This is a genomic window from Streptomyces sp. BK239, from assembly GCF_004217285.1.
Classification (GTDB): Bacteria; Actinomycetota; Actinomycetes; order Streptomycetales; family Streptomycetaceae; genus Streptomyces.
In genome coordinates, this window is record NZ_SHKS01000009.1 from 197,855 (window position 1) to 214,384 (window position 16,530).

Genomic DNA, 16,530 nt, shown 5'->3' on the forward strand with positions numbered 1-16,530 from the left:
TCGAAAGGAGCGTCGTTTCGAAACGCGCCCCAGTGCCGAGGCAGGCATCGTTCGCGCGACGGGGGTAACGTCGCCTGCCGAGGCGCCGGAAGGCGGTCGCCGCCCCGGCTGCCCGCGGGCGGGGTCACAGCCAGCCCTTCTCCCTCGCTATGCGCACCGCTTCGGCCCGGTTGCGGGCCGTCAGTTTCTGGATGGCGGTGGAGAGGTAGTTGCGGACCGTGCCCTGGGACAGGTGGAGGGCCGCCGCGAGTTCCGCGTTGGTGGAGCCGTCGGCCGCCGCGCGCAGCACCTCGCGTTCGCGGTCGGTCAGCGGGTTGGCGCCGTCGGCGAGGGCCGCCGCGGCGAGCGTGGGGTCGATGACCCGGTCCCCCGAGAGGACCTTGCGGATCGCCTCGGCGAGCTGGGCGGCGGGGGCGTCCTTGACCAGGAAGGCGTCGGCGCCGGCCTCCATCGCGCTGCGCAGATAGCCGGGGCGGCCGAAGGTGGTGAGGACGACCAGCTTCACGCCCGGCAGGGCCGCGTGCAGCTCGGCCGCCGCCTCGATGCCGGTCGCACCGGGCATCTCGATGTCGAGGAGGGCCACGTCGACGCCGTGCTCCCGGGCGGCCGCCAGCACCTCGTCGCCGCGGGCGACCTGGGCGACCACCTCGATGTCGTGCTCCAGGCCGAGCAGGGCTGCGAGGGCCTCGCGGACCATGGACTGGTCCTCGGCGAGCAGGACCTTGATCGTTCGGGTCGTCATGCGCGGGATCCTACGTCGGCCGTCGGGGCGCCCGCCGGGGCGCGGGCGACCAGGCGGAAGCCGTGCCGGGCGCCGCCCGCCTCCAGGGAGCCGCCGGCCTTCTCCAGGCGTTCGGAGAGGCCGGTCAGACCGTTGCCGGGGCTTCCCCCCGGGCCGCCCGAGCCGTCGTCCTCGACGCTGAGCTCGATGACCGCGCCGTCCAGGGTCTGCCGCCGGGCGAGGTCGACCGTGCAGCGCCGGGCCCCGCTGTGCCGTACGACGTTGGTGACGGCCTCGCGCAGGGCCCAGGCGAGGGCCGCCTCGCTCTCCTCGGGCACGCCGGACAGGTCGGGTTCGTCGGGGAGGTCGGCGGTGACTCCGGCGGCGGCCAACGCGACCTTGGCCCCGGCGAGTTCGGCGGGCAGCCGGCGCCGCCGGTATCCGGTGACGGCCTCGCGGACGTCGACGAGGGCCTGCCGGCTGACCTGTTCGATGTCCGCGACCTGCTGGGCCGCCCGGTCGGGGTGATCGGGGAGCATACGGCCCGCGAGTTCGCTCTTGAGCGTGATCAGCGACAGGGAGTGCCCGAGCAGGTCGTGCAGGTCGCGGGCGAGCCGCAACCTCTCCTCGTTGGCGGCGAGTTGGGCGACGGTGGCGCGTGCCTCGCGCAACTCCACGGTTGTACGGATGAGTTCGCGTACGCCGGTCATCGAGAAGCCGCCGAGGAGGGCCGGGAAGAGCAGTCCCGTCAGATAGTCGCTGCCGCCGGGGACGACGAAGGCGACCCCGGTCAGCAGGGCGGACACGGCCGGGACGGTCCAGCGGGACAGGCGCAGCGGCAGGGCGGCGCCGGAGGAGATCCCCACGTACACGAAGAGCACGAGCCATTCACGGCCCAGGGAGAAGGCGAGGACGGTCGACTCGGTCGCCAGGACCGCGAGCGAGGCGAGCACCACGCCGTTGCGCTCACCCCGCCCGGTGCGGAAGACCAGGGCCAGGTACCAGGCGACGAAGGCGACCAGCCCGATCCAGCCGAGGGCGCGGGCGACGGTGCCGTGCCCGCCGTGCAGCAGGTCGCTGACGGGTGCGCCGAGATACGCCAGCCAGATGCTGGTCCAGAGCAGCTTGACGTATCTCTGCCGGTTGTTCTGCGGGCGCTGCCCGATGCGTATGCCGCTCACGCCTTCAGCGTGTCCTTCCGGTACAGCCAGGCCGCGCCGCCGGTGAACAGGGCGAAGTAGACGGCCAGGACGGCGATGTCCTCGGCGTGCGGTGCCTGGTTCTGTTCGATGGCCTGTCCGAGGGCAGCGTACGCGTGCGTGGGGACCCACTTCGAGATCTGCTGGAGCCACTCCGGGAAGGTGGCCGTGGGCATCCACAGACCGCCGAGGATGGACAGGCCGAAGTAGGTGATCATCGTGATCGGGCGGACCGCGTCCCCGCTCGCCAGGTACCCGAGAGCGACGCCGAGCGCGGCGAAGACGAGGCTTCCGGCCCAGATCGCGGCGGTCAGGACCAGCCACTGCCAGGCGTCCAGGCGTACGTGCTTCACGGCCGCGGCGGCGACGAAGACGACGACGATGGACGGCAGGCTGACGACGGCGGCGCTCGCGGTCTTGGCGAGGACGAAGCCCCGGCCGGGCAGCGAGGTCAGCCGCAGCTGCCGCACCCAGCCGTTCTCCCGTTCCTTGGCGATGCGCTCGCTGTTGCCCATCAGGACGGCGGTGAGGGCGCCGAAGGAGGCCATGGAGACCATCATGTAGGTCGGGAGGGTCAGCCCGGTGCCGTCGATCTTCGTCGTGCTGTCGGCGCTGCCGGCGATGAGCAGGAAGAGGACCGAGGGGTAGATCACCGAGAAGAACAGGAACTTGCGGTTGCGCAGGGCGCGGGTGAGTTCGAGCTTGATGAGGCCGTTCATGACGTGTGCGCCTCCTCGGCGGCGGTGAGGGCGACGAAGGCCTGCTCCAGGCCGAGGCCGGCGACTTCGAGGTTGCGGGGGTAGAGGCCGAGGGCGTAGAGGGCGTGGACCGTGGCGTCGGCGTCGGCGGACTGGATGCGGACGGTGTGGCCGGAGACGTCCAGCGTGGTGAGGAAGGGCAGGCCGCGCAGGGCGCTCTCGGTGGCCTCGCCGATCGCTTCGTCCGTGAGGTCGAAGGCGATCCGCCGGGCTCCGGCCTTGGCCTTGATCTCGGCGGCGGTGCCGTCGGCGAGGAGGCGGCCGCTGCGCAGGACCAGGACGCGGTCGGCTGTCGCGTCGGCCTCTTCCAGGTAGTGGGTGGCGAAGAGGACCGTGCGGCCCTGGTCGGCCTGTTCGCGCATGGTGGCCCAGAACGCCCGGCGGGCGGTGACGTCCATGCCGGTGGTGGGCTCGTCCAGGACGATCAGGTCGCTGTCGCCTGCGGTGGCCAGGGCGAAGCGGACGCGCTGGGCCTGGCCGCCGGAGAGCTTGTCGACCTTCTGGGCGGCGATCTTGGTGACGCCCGCGCGGGCCATCACCTCGTCGGGACGGTAGGGCTTGGGGTGCAGCCGGCAGGCGAGCGTCACCAGTTCGGCGACGGTGACCTCGTCCATCAGCCCGCCGCTCTGCAGCATCGCGCCCACCCGCCCGGCGACGATCGCCTCCCGCGGGCTCGCGCCGAACACGCGGACCGTGCCGCTGTCTGCGTTCTTGAGGCCGAGGAGGAGGTCGAGCGTGGTCGACTTGCCCGCGCCGTTGGGCCCCAGCAGCGCCACGGTCTCCCCCGGGTGCAGGGCGAGACTGAGCCCGTCCACCGCCCGCACGTCCCCGAACCCCTTGTGCACCTGGTCGAACTCGACCACCGGTGTCGTCGTCGTCATGCGTCGATGGTGGCCCGCGGGCCGTCTCCGGCGGCAGTGTCGGGCGTCCGGACTGCCGCATGACAGATGTCATGGGCACTACGGGAGAGTCGCGCGGGGTGTGGGGCGCCGGGCGGGACGGAGACCGGCCGGACCGCCGGGCGGGGCGGAGACCGGCCGGACCGCCGGGCGGGGCGGAGACCGGCCGTCGGCCGGCCCCGTGCCGGGGCGTGCGCTGAGGCGCCGGGACATGCGCAGGGGCGCCCGGTGGTGGTGCCGGGCGCCCCTGTGGGAAAGCGCGGGTCAGCTCGGGTCGGTGTCGATGACTCCGACCCGGTTCGTCTCGCTCTTGAGGGCCGGGCGCAGCGCGTTGATGACGTCCTCGACGGTGACGGGCGTCTTCTGGCCGGTGCCGCGGGTGATCAGGACACCGTCGAAGGCGCTGCCGTACAGCTCCTTGAGGGCGGCCTTGTCGTAGTACTCGACGAGCTTGCCGTTGACCGCCTTGACGCCGAGGAACTTCCACAGCGAGTTCTTCGGGCTCAGCGGTACGGAGTGCGCCGCGTCGGTCTGGACGGTGACCTTGCCCGACATCGCCGGTGTCGCGAACTCCTTCATCATCCGGTCGACCTCGGTGTCGGGCACCGTCGGCCGGCGGGTGGTCGTGGGGACCTTCACCGGGGTCGCGGTGCCGCTCTCCACCTGGGCGCGGTAGGCGTCGGCGACGGCGGTGCCGGCCTTCGCCGCGTCGATGCCCTTGCCCGCCTTGCCGTAGACGGCGACGGCCTTGCCCGACTCGAACTTGATGGTGCCGTCGCTGGACGATCCGGAGCCGCCCGCGGCGGTCTTCAGGGCGGCCTGGAGCTTCTCCTCGTCGACCGGCATGACGGGGTCGACGACGCGGTGCTGACCGAACAGCGAGCCGATCACGGAGACCGGGTTGTAGTCGCTTCCGGCGGCCGCGTCGACCGTGGCCTGCATGTCGAACTGCAGGCCCGCCTGTTCCGGCTTGAGGGTGACATCGGAGCCGTCCACGGACAGCGTCAGCGCCTTGTTCACCCGGCCGTCGAAGGCCTTGCCGAGCTTCTTGACGGCGTCGTCACGGGTGCCGCCGCCGATCTCCACGCCGAGCACGGTGGTGCCCTTGGGCACGTCGGAGTGGTTCATCAGCAGACCCGCGCCGTAGGCGCCGGCCGCGCCGACGACGAGCAGACCGCCGACCAGGACCAGCTTGCTGCGGCCCTTCTTCTTGGGCTTGGCGGCCTTCTGGTTCTTCTTGGAGCCGCCCGCCGACGCGTTCTGGCCGGCCGGCTCGGACCCCTTCGGCGGGGTGCTCGGCAGCGGCCCGTCGCCGGGTCCGGCCGGCGCCGACCGGCCGCCGGGGCCCGGCTTCCGCCCGGCGGAGGGCACGACCGGGATACCGCTGGTGACGGTGTCCGAGGAGACGTTGTCGTGACGGGGGTAGCCGCCGCCCGCGCCCGGCTCGGGGGCCGGCTTCTGCGGGGTGAGGATCGCGGTGTCGTCGCTGAGCCCGCCGCCGGGGTACCGGCCGGCGGGGGCGCCGCCGCCCGCGGGCGCACCGGGGCGGCCGGGACCGGCAGGGGCTCCGGGGCCCGCGGGACGGCCGGGGCCGCCCGGGCCCGCGGGGTTGCCCTGACCGCCGCGGGGGCGGCCCTGACCTGCGGGCGCACCGGGCGCGTGAGGCGCCTGCGGCGCGCCTAGGGAGCCGGCGTGCGCGCCGGGCGCTCCGCCGTGCACCGGCGGCACGACGGGGCCGTCGCCGGTGACCGGACCGCCGGTCGGCCCTGACGGGTGCTGCGGGCCGCCGAGGCCGCGGGGGCTGTCCGGCCCGTTGAAGTCGTGGGGGTCGCCGGGACCGCCGAGGCCGGCGGGACCGCCGCCGGGGCCCTCAGGAACGCCCTGGCCGCCGTGCGCGCCGTCGTTGTCGGAGAAGTACGGCAGGTCGTCGCGGCGCGTCTCGGGGCCGCCGCCCTGCGCGGGTCGCGCGCCGCCGCCCAGCGGGCCCGCGGCGAGCGCCTCGGTGACGTCGAAGGAGCCGGTGCCGCCGCCGTGCCCCGGAGCGACGGGACCGCCGGTGGCGCCGGGGAGTCCGGCGCCGTTGGTCCCACCGGAGCGGGCGCCGGGCAGGCCGGCGCCGTTCGTGCCGCCCGGACGCGCGCCGCCCGGCACGCTCATGGAGCCGACCACACCGCCGGGGCGTCCCGCACCCGCACCGGGGCGGCCGCCGGACGCACCCGCGCCAGAACCGCCCGGGCGCGCACCGCCGTCGGCCGGTCCGGCGGGACCGGGACCCACGCCCGCCGCCGAACCACCCGGCAGGCCCGCCCCGTTGCTGGAGCCCGAACCCGGACCGCCCTTGCCGCCGCCGGACTTGCGCGGCGCGAACCAGTCGCTCTGCTTCTCCTCCGCGCCGGGCGGCTGCTCGGCGGACGCCTCGACGGCGCCGGCGGAGGCGGTGGCCCCGGCCGAACTCCCGCCGCCGGGCGCACCGGTCGGCGTGGAAGCGGCGCCCGAGCCGCCCCTGGTGGGGCGGGCGGCCTGCGCGTCGGCGCCGCTGCCGCCGCTCTTGCCCTCCGCGTCCGCGACGGGCTTGCGCACGACGACCGGCGGAATGGGCCGGGATCCGGGGATGTTGATGCGGATCCGCGTCGTCAGCGTGGTCTCGGTCTTGCGTTCCTCCGGCTGCGCGGCCGAACGGCCCGCGTCCGCACCGCCGTCGGACACCATGGGGGTGCCGTACGGCGGGGTGCCCGAGGGGTATGCGGCTCCGCCGCGCCCGTTGGGCCCGGAGGACGGACTGTCAGTTTCACGACTCAAGGCAGGTTCTCCAGGTTGGCTCCGCCGCCCGCCACAACCTCACGGGCGGCTCGGCGGCGCGCACCACCATACTGGCCACTTCTGGCCTGTATCCCACGACCGCCGGGGAAACCCCCACGGGACTCCCACCGTCACGCCGGGGAGAAGTGGTACGTCACTTGCCAAGTCGGGCGTCGTCGCCGACCGGTTGCCGCCCCGAGACAAGGGTGGCGCAGATCACAGCGAGGGCCATGCCGCCGAGCAGGAAGAGATAGGAGCCGCTTCCCGCGGCGAAGAGGAAGTCCCCCTCGGGCCGGCCCGATGTGAGCAGCACGACGGAGATCATCCAGCCCGCGGCGGGCGCGACGGCCCCGGCGCGGCCGCCGAGGGCGCGGGCCCCGCCGACGAAGAGGCCGGCCGCGCCGACTAGCGCCAGCAGCAGCCCGCCGGGGAACCAGCCGGCCTGGACGAGGGCCCCGGCCAGGCCGGTGACCGCGCCGAGCAGGAAGAGGCCCAGGCAGGCGGCCACGCGTCCGGCGGAGGGGCGCTTGAGCGGCTGGGCGAGCGGGGAGCCGTGGTACGTCATCACGCCTCCGCCTCGACGCCGGCGAACAGGTCGTCCTCCCGGCCGGCGCCCTGCGCCCGTTCCCCGCGCACGAGTTGGTAGTACTCGGTGGTGAAGAGGGGTTGTGCGAGTTCGTTGGAGAGGACGAAGGAGCTGTCGTCGGGGGCGACCTCGATCTGGGTGGCGTGCGCACGCATCGCGGCGGCCTTGGCGGCGGCGTGGGCGGTGCCGTCGATCTCGGTGGTGACCAGCGAGTCGTCGACCACGCCGGGCACGTCGGAGACGGCGGCGCTCTTGGCGAAGGGCAGGCCGGGCAGCCGCTCGCGGAGGCGCTCGAAGGCGGCCTCGGCGACGGAACGCGGGACGCGGTTCCAGTAGACCTTGGGGACGCTCCAGCCGGCGTCCCGGGCCAGCTCGACGGCCCGCATGGCGACGCGGTGGGCCTGGATGTGGTCGGGGTGGCCGTAGCCGCCCTCGTCGTCGTAGCTGACGACGACCTGGGGGCGCACGTCGAGGACGACCTCGGCGAGGGCCGCGGCGGCGGCGTCGACGTCGGCCTGCCAGAAGCAGGCGGGGTCGTCGTTGTCGGCCAGGCCCATCATCCCGGAGTCGGCGTAGCGGCCGGTGCCGCCGAGCAGCCGGACGTCGGTGACGCCGAGGGCGGCAGCGGCGTCGGCGAGCTCACGCCGCCGGTGCGCGCCCAGGGCGGCGCCCGCGAGATGCCGCAGCCCGGGCGGGATGACCTCACCGCGCTCACCGAGGGTGCAGGTGACCAGGGTCACTTGCGCGCCCTCGGCCGCGTACCGGGCCATGGTGGCCCCGTTGTTGATCGACTCGTCGTCGGGATGCGCGTGGACGAGCAGCAGACGCCGCGCGGGCAGTTCGGTCATGGAGCCAACCCTACGAGGCGACGCCCGCCCGTCGGTCACCCGCCCGCCCCGCCGTCACCGCTCGTCGTCGAGCACACGGGCCGACGACACGCAGGTCCCACACCGTGCCGGTCCCGTCGCTGGAGCGGGTGGCGAGCAGGGTCCCGCACGGTGACCAGGCGACGCCCCACACGATGTCGGGGTGGCCGCGACGCACCGCAAGCACCTTGGCGCGTCCTGTCGACAATGCGCATGACTCGCCGGGGCCCGCCTGCTCCGGATCCGTCCGGCTTACGGATCCGGATCCGGGGAAGGCGCACACCGTGGACGCCGGGCCGGGCTCCGGTCACGCGTCCGACGGAGCCCGGGAATCGACGCGCGTGTCAGAACTTGATGCTGCCGATCATGCTGGCCACGCTCGTCGTCAGGTCGTTGATCGTCCCCGCCATCGTCGAGGAGGCGAGGTAGAAGCCGAGCAGGATGCAGACAACCGCGTGACCGCCCTTCAGGCCTGACTTCTTGATCAACAAGAAGACGATGATCGCCAGCAGCACCACCGCCGAAATCGAGAGTGCCACGGCGGCTCACCTCCAAGAACCCGGGTACGTGGGGGAACAGGGCTAGGGAACTTGTAAATCCATACAACTGCCAGCAGGTTCATACCCACGTAGCGCCAGTGATCATAACTTCGGGTGCGCGCGCATCTCTCGGCGCACAGCCGCACAAGGGGGCGCATGGCCAATATGGTCGGGGCATGACGACCGAGTCCGACTCCTTTCCCCGACGGCACGCCCGCACCCAGCGGTTCACGCTCGGCGCGCCGCGGTCTTTCACGGTGGCCCCCGACGGCTCCCGTGTCGTGTTCCTCCGCTCGGCCTCCGGCACGGACCGGGCGAACGCGCTGTGGGTGCTCGACCCCGTCGACGCCGGGGAGCGCGTGGCGGCGGATCCGCGCGCCCTGCTGGGAGGGGCCTCGGAGGATCTCTCCCCGCAGGAGCGGGCGCGGCGTGAGCGCAGCCGCGAGGGCGGGGCGGGCATCGTCGCCTATGCCACCGACGACGCCGTGGAGTTGGCGTCTTTCGCCTTGTCAGGGCGGCTGTTCACGGCTGAGCTGCGGGCCGGCACGGCGCGTGAACTGCCGGTCGCGGGGCCGGTGATCGACCCCCGCCCCTCGCCGGACGGCCGGCTCGTGGCGTATGTCGCGGGTGGCTCGCTGCGGGTGGTGGGCGCCGAGGGCGAGGACGACCGGGCGCTGGCCGAGCCGGAGTCGGAGTCGGTTTCCTATGGATTGGCCGAGTTCATCGCGGCCGAGGAGATGGGGCGTTCGCGGGGTTTCTGGTGGGCTCCCGAGTCGGACCGGCTGCTGGTGGCGAGGGTCGACGACGCGCCGGTGGAGCGGTGGTGGATCTCGGATCCGGCGCAGCCGAAACGTGACCCACACCACGTGCCGTATCCGGCTGCCGGGACGGCCAACGCGGAGGTACGCCTGTTCGTCCTCGGCCTCGACGGGGTGCGCACGGAGGTCCGCTGGGACCGGGCGCGCTATCCGTACCTGGCGCGAGTGCACTGGTCAGCGGCGGGAGCGCCGCTGCTGCTCGTACAGGCGCGCGACCAGCGCAGTCAGCTGTTCCTGGCGGTGGACACCGACTCCGGGGCCACACGTATGGTGCATGCCGACGAAGATCCGATTTGGCTGGATCTTTTCCCCGGGGTGCCGTGCTGGAGCCCCTCCGGGCATCTGGTGCGGATCGCCGACGAGGGCGGCGCGCGGGTGCTCTCGGTGGGCGGGCGGCCGCTGACGGGGGCGCAGTTGCATGTGCGAGCGGTGCTGGACGTGACGGCCGAGGACGTCCTGGTGGCGGCGTCGGCCGGGGAGGCCGCGGAACACCCGGAGACCGGCGAGGTGCACGTCTATCGCGTCAACGAACTGGGCGTCGAGCGGCTTTCGGGGGAACCGGGTGTGCACTCGGCGGTGCGCGCCGGGGGCGTGACCGTACTGGTGTCGGCGACGCCCGACCGGCCGGGGAGTCAGGCGCGGGTGCTGCGCGAGGGCGGCCGGAGGGACAGGGGGGCGCAGACGGCCGCGGGTGCGGGTTCGGGCGTCACTATCCGGTCGTTCGCGGAGGATCCCGGCCTGTCCCCCCGCGTGTTCCTCACCGAGGGGGGCGCACGGCGCATCCCGTGCGCCGTGGTTATGCCGACGGACTACCCCGGTGACGTCTCGCCCGCCTCCGCTCCCCCGCTCCCCGTCCTCCTGGACCCCTACGGCGGCCCGCACGGTCCCCGGGTGCTCGCCGCGCACAACGCGCACCTGACCTCGCAGTGGTTCGCCGACCAGGGCTTCGCGGTGGTCGTCGCGGACGGACGCGGCACGCCCGGCCGCTCCCCGGGCTGGGAGAAGGCGATCCACCAGGACTTCACCGTCGCCCTCGACGACCAGATCGAGGCGCTCCAGGACCTCGCGAAGCGGTACCCGCTGGACCTGTCCCGGGTGGCGATCCGCGGCTGGTCCTTCGGCGGCTGGCTGGCCGGCCTGGCGGTGCTGCGCCGCCCCGACGTCTTCCACGCGGGCATCGCGGGCGCGCCGGTCACCGACTGGCGGCTGTACGACACCCACTACACCGAGCGCTACCTCGGCGACCCGGCCACGGCGGCGCGGACGTACGCCGAGAGCTCCCTCGTGACCGACGAGGGGCTCTCCTCGCCCGCCGAGCCGCACCGCCCGCTGATGATCGTGCACGGCCTCGCCGACGACAACGTGGTCGTCGCGCACGCCCTGCGGCTGTCCTCGGCCCTGCTGGCCGCCGGCCGCCCGCACGAGGTGCTCCCGCTGTCGGGTGTCACCCACATGACCCCGCAGGAGCAGGTCGCCGAGAACCTGCTCCTGCTCCAGGTGGACTTCCTCAAGCGCTCGCTGGGGCTGTCCTGGAGCACGGCGGCGGGCCGGGGCGCATGACGCTCCCCGGCCCGCTTACGGCACCCGCACGGCCGTACGCCGTTCAGCCTGACGCGTCCGTATATCGGGACGACGTCAGCCAAGTTGCCTGCTTGTTAACGCAGTTGCAGTGCAAACACACCGCGCTGCGCCCGGGAGGCGGCCGACCCCTTCGGCCCGCACACCGGTGAGTGCGCGGACCACCGCGTCCTTAAGAGCACTGCGCAGGCTGTGCGACGGCTGGGGCGGACAGGGTGCCGTCGGGGTGGCTCAGGGGAAGCGCCTGAACACCGCGGGAGGCCCGCAGAGGCCTGACACCACCGCCCGGATGCGGCAGTTGACGAGCCCGAGCCGACGTCGCCGGCATCCCGGCCGTGAGACTGCCGAGGCGGTGCGCGGTCCGGACGACGCCCCGGTGCCGTCCGTCGGCCGGCGGCAGGCGGACTTTCGCGACACGCCCTACGGCGCTGCGGGCCGTTGAGGCATCCGCGCGTGAGCGCCAAGGTCGGTGCCGCACAGCGCGCAGCCCGGTTGCACACCCATGAGGGGATGTACAACCTGGCTGATTCCGTGTGATCACGGTGCGGACTACGGCCGTGGCCGCAGCGGCACGTGCGCCGAGGTGCCTCGGGGACTACCCCTCCGTGGCATCCTCCAGCGCCGACAGCGCCGGGTCCAGCACTATGTCCTCGGCGCGGGCCTCGGTGGTCGGCTCCTCCGGGAAGTGGCAGGCCGTCAGATGGCCCTCACGGTTGCCGGAGAGCTGGACCAGCGGCGGCTCCTCGGTCGCGCACTTTTCCTGCGCCTTCCAGCACCGGGTGCGGAACCGGCAGCCGGACGGCGGCGAGATGGGCGACGGGACGTCACCGGACAACCGGATCCGTTCCTTGGCCCCGGCCTCGTCGTGGATCTCGACTTCGGGGACCGCCGACAGCAGGGCGTGGGTGTACGGATGACGGGGTCGTCCGTAGATCGAGTCCCGGTCGCCGACCTCGACCACCTTGCCCAGGTACATCACTGCGACGCGCTGCGAGAAGTGCCGCACGATGGCGAGGTCGTGAGCGATGAAGAGGAAGGCGATACCCAGTTCGTCCTGCACCTTCTGCAGAAGGTTGACGACCTGGGCCTGGATCGACACGTCCAGCGCGGAGACGGGCTCGTCCGCCACGATCAGCTTGGGGTTCAGGGCGAGCGCGCGGGCCACGCCGATGCGCTGGCGCTGACCGCCGGAGAACTCGTGCGGGAAGCGGTTGTAGTGCTCGGGGTTGAGGCCGACCAGCTCCAGCAGCTCCCGGACCTTGTTCTCGCGGCCCCCCACTGGGTCGATCCCGTTGACCTCCATCGGCGACTTGATGATGGTGCCGACGGTCTGCCGCGGGTTCAGCGAGGAGTAAGGGTCCTGGAAGATCATCTGGATCTCGGACCGCACCGGCGCCAGCTGCTTGCGCGAGGCGTGGGTGATGTCCTGGCCCTTGTAGGTGATCTTCCCGCTGGTCGGTTCCAGGAGGCGGGTGATGAGCCGCCCGGTGGTCGACTTGCCGCAGCCCGACTCGCCGACGAGGCCGACGCTCTCGCCTACGCCGACGCTCAGGTCGACGCCGTCCACGGCCTGGACGGCACCGATCTTCCGTTTGATCGGGAAGCCGCCGAGGATCGGGAAGTGCTTGGTGAGCCCCTGCACTTCCAGGAGGGGCTCCGCGGCGGTGGCGGTAGTGCCCTGCTTTGCGGGGAGGGTGACGCTGTCGCTCATGTCTCGGTTCTCCCTAGCGCAGCCGGGGCTGGATCTGATCGATGAAGATGGTCTGCCGCTGCTCGGCCGTCAGATGGCATGCGGCGGCCCGGCCTTCGGCGAGCGGCGGCCGCTCGTCGGTGCAGGCGGTCCCGGGCACCTCGCTCTTGAAGGCGCAGCGCGGGTGGAACGGGCAACCGGAGGGCGGGGTGAGAAGCGACGGCGGGGAGCCGGGGATCGGGGTGAGCGCCTGGTGGATGTCGCTGTCGAGGCGCGGCATCGAGCTGAGCAGTCCCCAGGTGTAGGGGTGCTTCGGGGTGTGCAGCACCTCCTTGACGGAGCCGCGTTCCACAGCCCGGCCGGCGTACATCACCAGCAGGTCGTCGGCCATGTTGGAGATGACGCCGAGGTCGTGCGTGATGAAGATGATCGCGGTGCCGAACTCCTGCTGGAGGTCCTTGAGCAGGTCCAGGATCTGGGCCTGCACGGTCACGTCCAGTGCGGTGGTCGGCTCGTCGGCGATCAGCAGGTCGGGGTCGCACATCAGCGCCATGGCGATCATCGCGCGCTGGCGCATACCGCCGGAGAACTGGTGCGGGTAGTCGTCGAAGCGCGCCTTGGGCTGCGGGATGCCGACCTTCTCCAGCATCTGGACGGCCCGGTCCTTCGCCTCCTTCTTGGAGGCGCCGGTGTGCTTGATGTACGGCTCGGACAGCTGCCGGCCCACCGTGTAGTACGGCGACAGGGCGGTCAGCGGGTCCTGGAAGATCATCGCCATCTTGTTGCCGCGGAGCTTCTCCAGCTCGCTCTCGCGGGCGGTGATCAGCTCCTTGCCGTCAAGAAGGATCTCGCCGTCGATCGTCGAGAACTGCGGGTTGTGCAAGCCGAGGATGGTCAGGTTGGTGACCGACTTGCCGGAGCCCGACTCGCCGACGATACCGAGCGTCTTCCCCCGCTCCAGGTCGAATGTGAGCCCGTCGACAGCCTTGACGATGCCGTCTTCCGTCTTGAACTGGACGCGCAGATCGCGCACCGACAGGAAGGCGTCGGTGTCAGCCGAGGTGGGAGCTCCCGATTCCTTGGTCAGAGTGGTCACAGAAGGCTCCTAGGACAGCCGTACGCGCGGGTCGATGAAGGCGTAGCAGGCATCGACGATGATGTTGAAGAGAAGGATCATGGCGGCCGAGAACAGCATCACGCCGAGCAGCAGGGGCAGGTCGCTGAACCTCACCGACTCCACCGCCAACATGCCGAGCCCCGGCAGCCCGAAGGTGTACTCGGTGATGATCGCGCCGCCCAGCAGCGCGCCCAGGTCGATGCCGAAGATCGTCACGATCGGGATCAGGGAACCACGCCAGGCGTAGCGGAAGAAGACGTAGCGGCGGGACATGCCCTTGGCGCGGGCCGTCCGTACGTGTTCTTCCTGGAGCTGCTCGATCATCGACGAGCGTGCCATACGAGTGTACTGCGCGGCGAAAATGGTCGACAGCACTGCCCAGGGGATGATCAGCCCGGTGAACCAGGCGGCGGGATTCGCGCTGAAGTCCGTGTACTTGGGCTCGTCGAACACGTGCATCTGGTAGACGAGGAGCGCGAGCGCGAGCGGGCCGAGGAAGTAGATCTGCATGGAGCTGAGGACCATCGAGCCGGCGGTGAACACCTTGTCGACGACCGTGCCGCGCTTCCAGGCGGCCAGCATGCCCGTGCCGAGACCCACGGTGAGGAAGAGGATCGCACCGCCGATGGCGAGCGAGATGGTGGTCGGCAGACGGTCGAGAAGGGTCGACCAGACGGCTTCGTTCGTGTGGTACGAGTAGCCGAAGCAGGGGGCCGGGCAGGGGCCCTGGGCGTAGTCGTCGCGGCCCATGACGAGGCCCTGCAGGAAGATCCAGAACTGTTCGGGGATCGACTTGTCGATGCCGAGCGTCGCGTGGATGTTGGCCAGCGCGTCCGGGGTGCAGGTCTTGCCGCACATCAGTAGCGCCGGGTCACGGGGCATGCCGAAGAAGAGCAGGAACGCGACCACGGTCAGCAGGACCAGAATCACGGCGGCGCCGAGGGACCGGCGGAGGATGAAGCGCAGCATGAAGAGGCAGCTTTCGGGCGTGGGAAGGCAGGGCGGGCCAGGGGTGCCCCGTCACATGTGACGGGGCACCCTCGAGCACCTGAGTGGTGGGAGTGTTACTTCACGAAGAGCCGGCGCGGGTCGACGCCGCCGAGAACGTCGTCGTACACGAAACCGCCGATCTTGGACCCTGCGATCTGGGTCTGCTTGTAGTACGCCGTCGGGACGTTGGAGACGACGTCCTTGACGATGTACTCGTTGACCTTGTTCCACTCCTCGGCGGCCTTCACCGGGTCCGTGATCTTGTTGATCCGGTCGATGTCGGCGTTGACCTTGGGGTCGTTGATGTGCGAGTAGTTGGAGGCGCCGTCCTGGATGCCGCGGCCGTCGTACAGCGGCGGGATCACGGTCGAGGCGCTCGGCCAGTCGGCACCCCACGCGGTGTGGAAGATGTCGAAGTTGTTCTTGACCTTGCTGACCTGGTCGTAGTACGTCTCGGCCGGGATCTCCTGGCGCTGGACGTTGAAGCCGGCCTTCTGCAGGCCCGCCGCCATGGCGGTCGAGTACTGCTGGCCCTCAGGGCTGTTGATGTAACCGAAGGTGAGCTTGAGGCCCTCCTTGCCGGCTTCCTTGAGGAGCGCCTTGGCCTTCTCCGGGTCACCGGCCGGCTTCTTCTTCTTGCCGAACGGGTCGAAGCTGGGGTTGTAGCCGGAGACGGTCGGGCTGATCAGGCCGCCGGCGACCTCCATGGCGTCGTTGCCACCGTAGGCCCGCACGAACGGCGTGATCGGGAGCGCGTAGGCGATGGCCTCGCGGACCTTCTTGTCCTGCATCTCGGGCTGCGAGAGGTTGATGTTCATCTGGCCGACGTACGGCTGATAGCCGGAGGCGGTGCGGCCCTTGAGCGCGGGGTCGCGCAGGACCTTCGACAGGTTGCCGGCGTCGACCTGGTTGTTGAAGCTGACCGAGGTCGCGTTGACACCGGCGTCGTCGAGAAGCGCCTTGGTGGAGTCCTCGTACTGCTTGTTGAAGACGAAGTTGAACTGGTTGACGTACTGGTGACGGATCGGGTCGGTGGCCGCCGTCCAGTTCGTGTTCTTGACCAGCGTCATCGACTTGCCGGACTTGAAGTCCTGGATCTTGTACGGACCGGCCGTCATCGGGGCCTTGTCGTACTTCTCCTTCGTGTCCTTCTTCTCCGACACGATGGAGTAGCCGGCCATGGCCAGCGCGTACGGCAGGTCCGGCTTGGGCTCCTTGAACTTGAAGACGACCGTCTTCGCGTCCGGCGTCTGCAGGATGGTGTCCGGCAGGTGCTTGCCCTTGTACGGGCCGTCCGGAAGGAGCTTGCGGTACGCCGTGCCCGGAGTGTTGGCGAGCCACTGCTGGATGTAGGTCGGGCCGTTGCTGACGAACGCCGCGAACTGACGCTCGAAGGTGTGGCGGACGTCAGCCGACGTGATGGCGGTGCCGTCGGCCCACTTGACGCCGTCCTTCAGCGTGAACTTCCAGGTCTTGCCGCCGTCGGTGGTCGTACCGCTGTCGGTGGCGAGGTCGCCCACGACCTCGTGCTTGGAGCCGTCGTCGCTCGTGGCCTTGTAGCCGGTCAGACCGCGGTGAAGCAGCGAGGAGAGAGATCCCTCGTCGGACACGTAGATCTGGGCGGGGTCGAGGTGCGCGTAGCTGTCCCGCTGAAGGACCGTCACCGTACCGCCGGGCTTGGCACCGGGAACCTCGGCGGCCGGGCCGGTCGAGGCCTTGGCGTCGCCGAATTCGATGCTCGCCTGCTGCCGCTGGGCGTCCTTCTTGCCCTGCTTGTCGCCGGCCTCGTTCTTGCTGCCGCCCTCGCTGCAGCCGGTGAGCACGAGAGCTCCGGCCGCGAACAAGGAGATGGCGGCGTACGCGTGGCGTCCACCCTTACCCATCACTCGGTTTCCCACCCATCTGTGTCACATGTGCGATGAAAGAAGTGCCATCCGGTCGGCCCTGATGCCGACCGGCTGGTGAGGGCG

At 71.4% G+C, this 16,530-nt stretch carries 14 protein-coding genes; 1 reads left to right on the forward strand and 13 read right to left on the reverse strand.

Annotated elements, in window-relative coordinates; genetic code table 11:
* Positions 1-124: 124 nt before the first annotated feature.
* The 9 genes from EV567_RS24990 to EV567_RS25030 all read right to left on the reverse strand — a co-directional run bounded on the left by EV567_RS24990 (position 125) and on the right by EV567_RS25030 (position 8,367).
* Positions 125-742 (reverse strand): response regulator, encoded by a 618-nt coding sequence (locus EV567_RS24990; protein WP_130443838.1) that lies wholly within the window; start codon positions 740-742, stop codon positions 125-127.
* Positions 739-1,902: a sensor histidine kinase gene (locus tag EV567_RS24995; RefSeq protein ID WP_130443840.1), complete on the reverse strand. Its 1,164-nt coding sequence runs from the start codon at positions 1,900-1,902 to the stop codon at positions 739-741. Before EV567_RS24995 ends, EV567_RS24990 begins: the two co-directional genes overlap by 4 nt.
* The gene (locus tag EV567_RS25000) at positions 1,899-2,639 is read right to left on the reverse strand and encodes an ABC transporter permease (protein WP_130443842.1); all 741 of its coding nucleotides are present in this window, start codon (positions 2,637-2,639) and stop codon (positions 1,899-1,901) included. The genes EV567_RS24995 and EV567_RS25000 overlap by 4 nt, the downstream gene beginning before the upstream one ends.
* Positions 2,636-3,559, reverse strand: coding sequence for an ABC transporter ATP-binding protein (locus tag EV567_RS25005; RefSeq protein WP_130443844.1), 924 nt, complete (start codon positions 3,557-3,559; stop codon positions 2,636-2,638). Before EV567_RS25005 ends, EV567_RS25000 begins: the two co-directional genes overlap by 4 nt.
* Positions 3,560-3,841: 282 nt before the next feature.
* Positions 3,842-6,376 (reverse strand): hypothetical protein, encoded by a 2,535-nt coding sequence (locus EV567_RS25010; RefSeq protein WP_130443846.1) that lies wholly within the window; start codon positions 6,374-6,376, stop codon positions 3,842-3,844.
* A gap of 154 nt (positions 6,377-6,530) precedes the next feature.
* The gene (locus EV567_RS25015; RefSeq protein ID WP_130443848.1) at positions 6,531-6,941 is read right to left on the reverse strand and encodes a DUF6113 family protein; all 411 of its coding nucleotides are present in this window, start codon (positions 6,939-6,941) and stop codon (positions 6,531-6,533) included.
* Positions 6,941-7,810 carry an N-acetyl-1-D-myo-inositol-2-amino-2-deoxy-alpha-D-glucopyranoside deacetylase gene (gene mshB, locus EV567_RS25020; protein ID WP_130443849.1) on the reverse strand — a complete coding sequence of 290 codons (870 nt, stop codon included), beginning with the start codon at positions 7,808-7,810 and terminating at the stop codon, positions 6,941-6,943. The genes EV567_RS25015 and mshB overlap by 1 nt, the downstream gene beginning before the upstream one ends.
* 10 nt (positions 7,811-7,820) lie before the next feature.
* Positions 7,821-8,111, reverse strand: a complete 291-nt coding sequence (locus EV567_RS28635) for a WD40 repeat domain-containing protein (RefSeq protein ID WP_407071620.1) — start codon at positions 8,109-8,111, stop codon at positions 7,821-7,823.
* Positions 8,112-8,172: 61 nt separating this feature from the next.
* Positions 8,173-8,367 carry a hypothetical protein gene (locus EV567_RS25030; RefSeq protein ID WP_030783885.1) on the reverse strand — a complete coding sequence of 65 codons (195 nt, stop codon included), beginning with the start codon at positions 8,365-8,367 and terminating at the stop codon, positions 8,173-8,175.
* 176 nt (positions 8,368-8,543) lie between these two features.
* On the opposite strand from EV567_RS25030, the gene EV567_RS25035 reads away from it, so the two are divergent.
* Positions 8,544-10,745, forward strand: a complete 2,202-nt coding sequence (locus EV567_RS25035) for a prolyl oligopeptidase family serine peptidase (RefSeq protein WP_130443851.1) — start codon at positions 8,544-8,546, stop codon at positions 10,743-10,745.
* Positions 10,746-11,358: 613 nt separating this feature from the next.
* On the opposite strand, the gene EV567_RS25040 is transcribed toward EV567_RS25035, so the two are convergent.
* The 4 genes from EV567_RS25040 to EV567_RS25055 all read right to left on the reverse strand — a co-directional run bounded on the left by EV567_RS25040 (position 11,359) and on the right by EV567_RS25055 (position 16,443).
* Entirely contained in the window at positions 11,359-12,474 is a 1,116-nt protein-coding gene (locus tag EV567_RS25040; RefSeq protein WP_130443852.1) for an ABC transporter ATP-binding protein, read from the reverse strand.
* A 13-nt stretch (positions 12,475-12,487) separates the two neighbouring features.
* Entirely contained in the window at positions 12,488-13,549 is a 1,062-nt protein-coding gene (locus EV567_RS25045) for an ABC transporter ATP-binding protein (protein WP_130443853.1), read from the reverse strand.
* Between the two features lie 9 nt (positions 13,550-13,558).
* Positions 13,559-14,539, reverse strand: a complete 981-nt coding sequence (locus tag EV567_RS25050; protein ID WP_130443855.1) for an ABC transporter permease — start codon at positions 14,537-14,539, stop codon at positions 13,559-13,561.
* Between the two features lie 95 nt (positions 14,540-14,634).
* Complete coding sequence (locus tag EV567_RS25055; RefSeq protein WP_130443857.1) at positions 14,635-16,443, reverse strand: ABC transporter substrate-binding protein; 1,809 nt, start codon at positions 16,441-16,443, stop codon at positions 14,635-14,637.
* Positions 16,444-16,530: the final 87 nt, after the last annotated feature.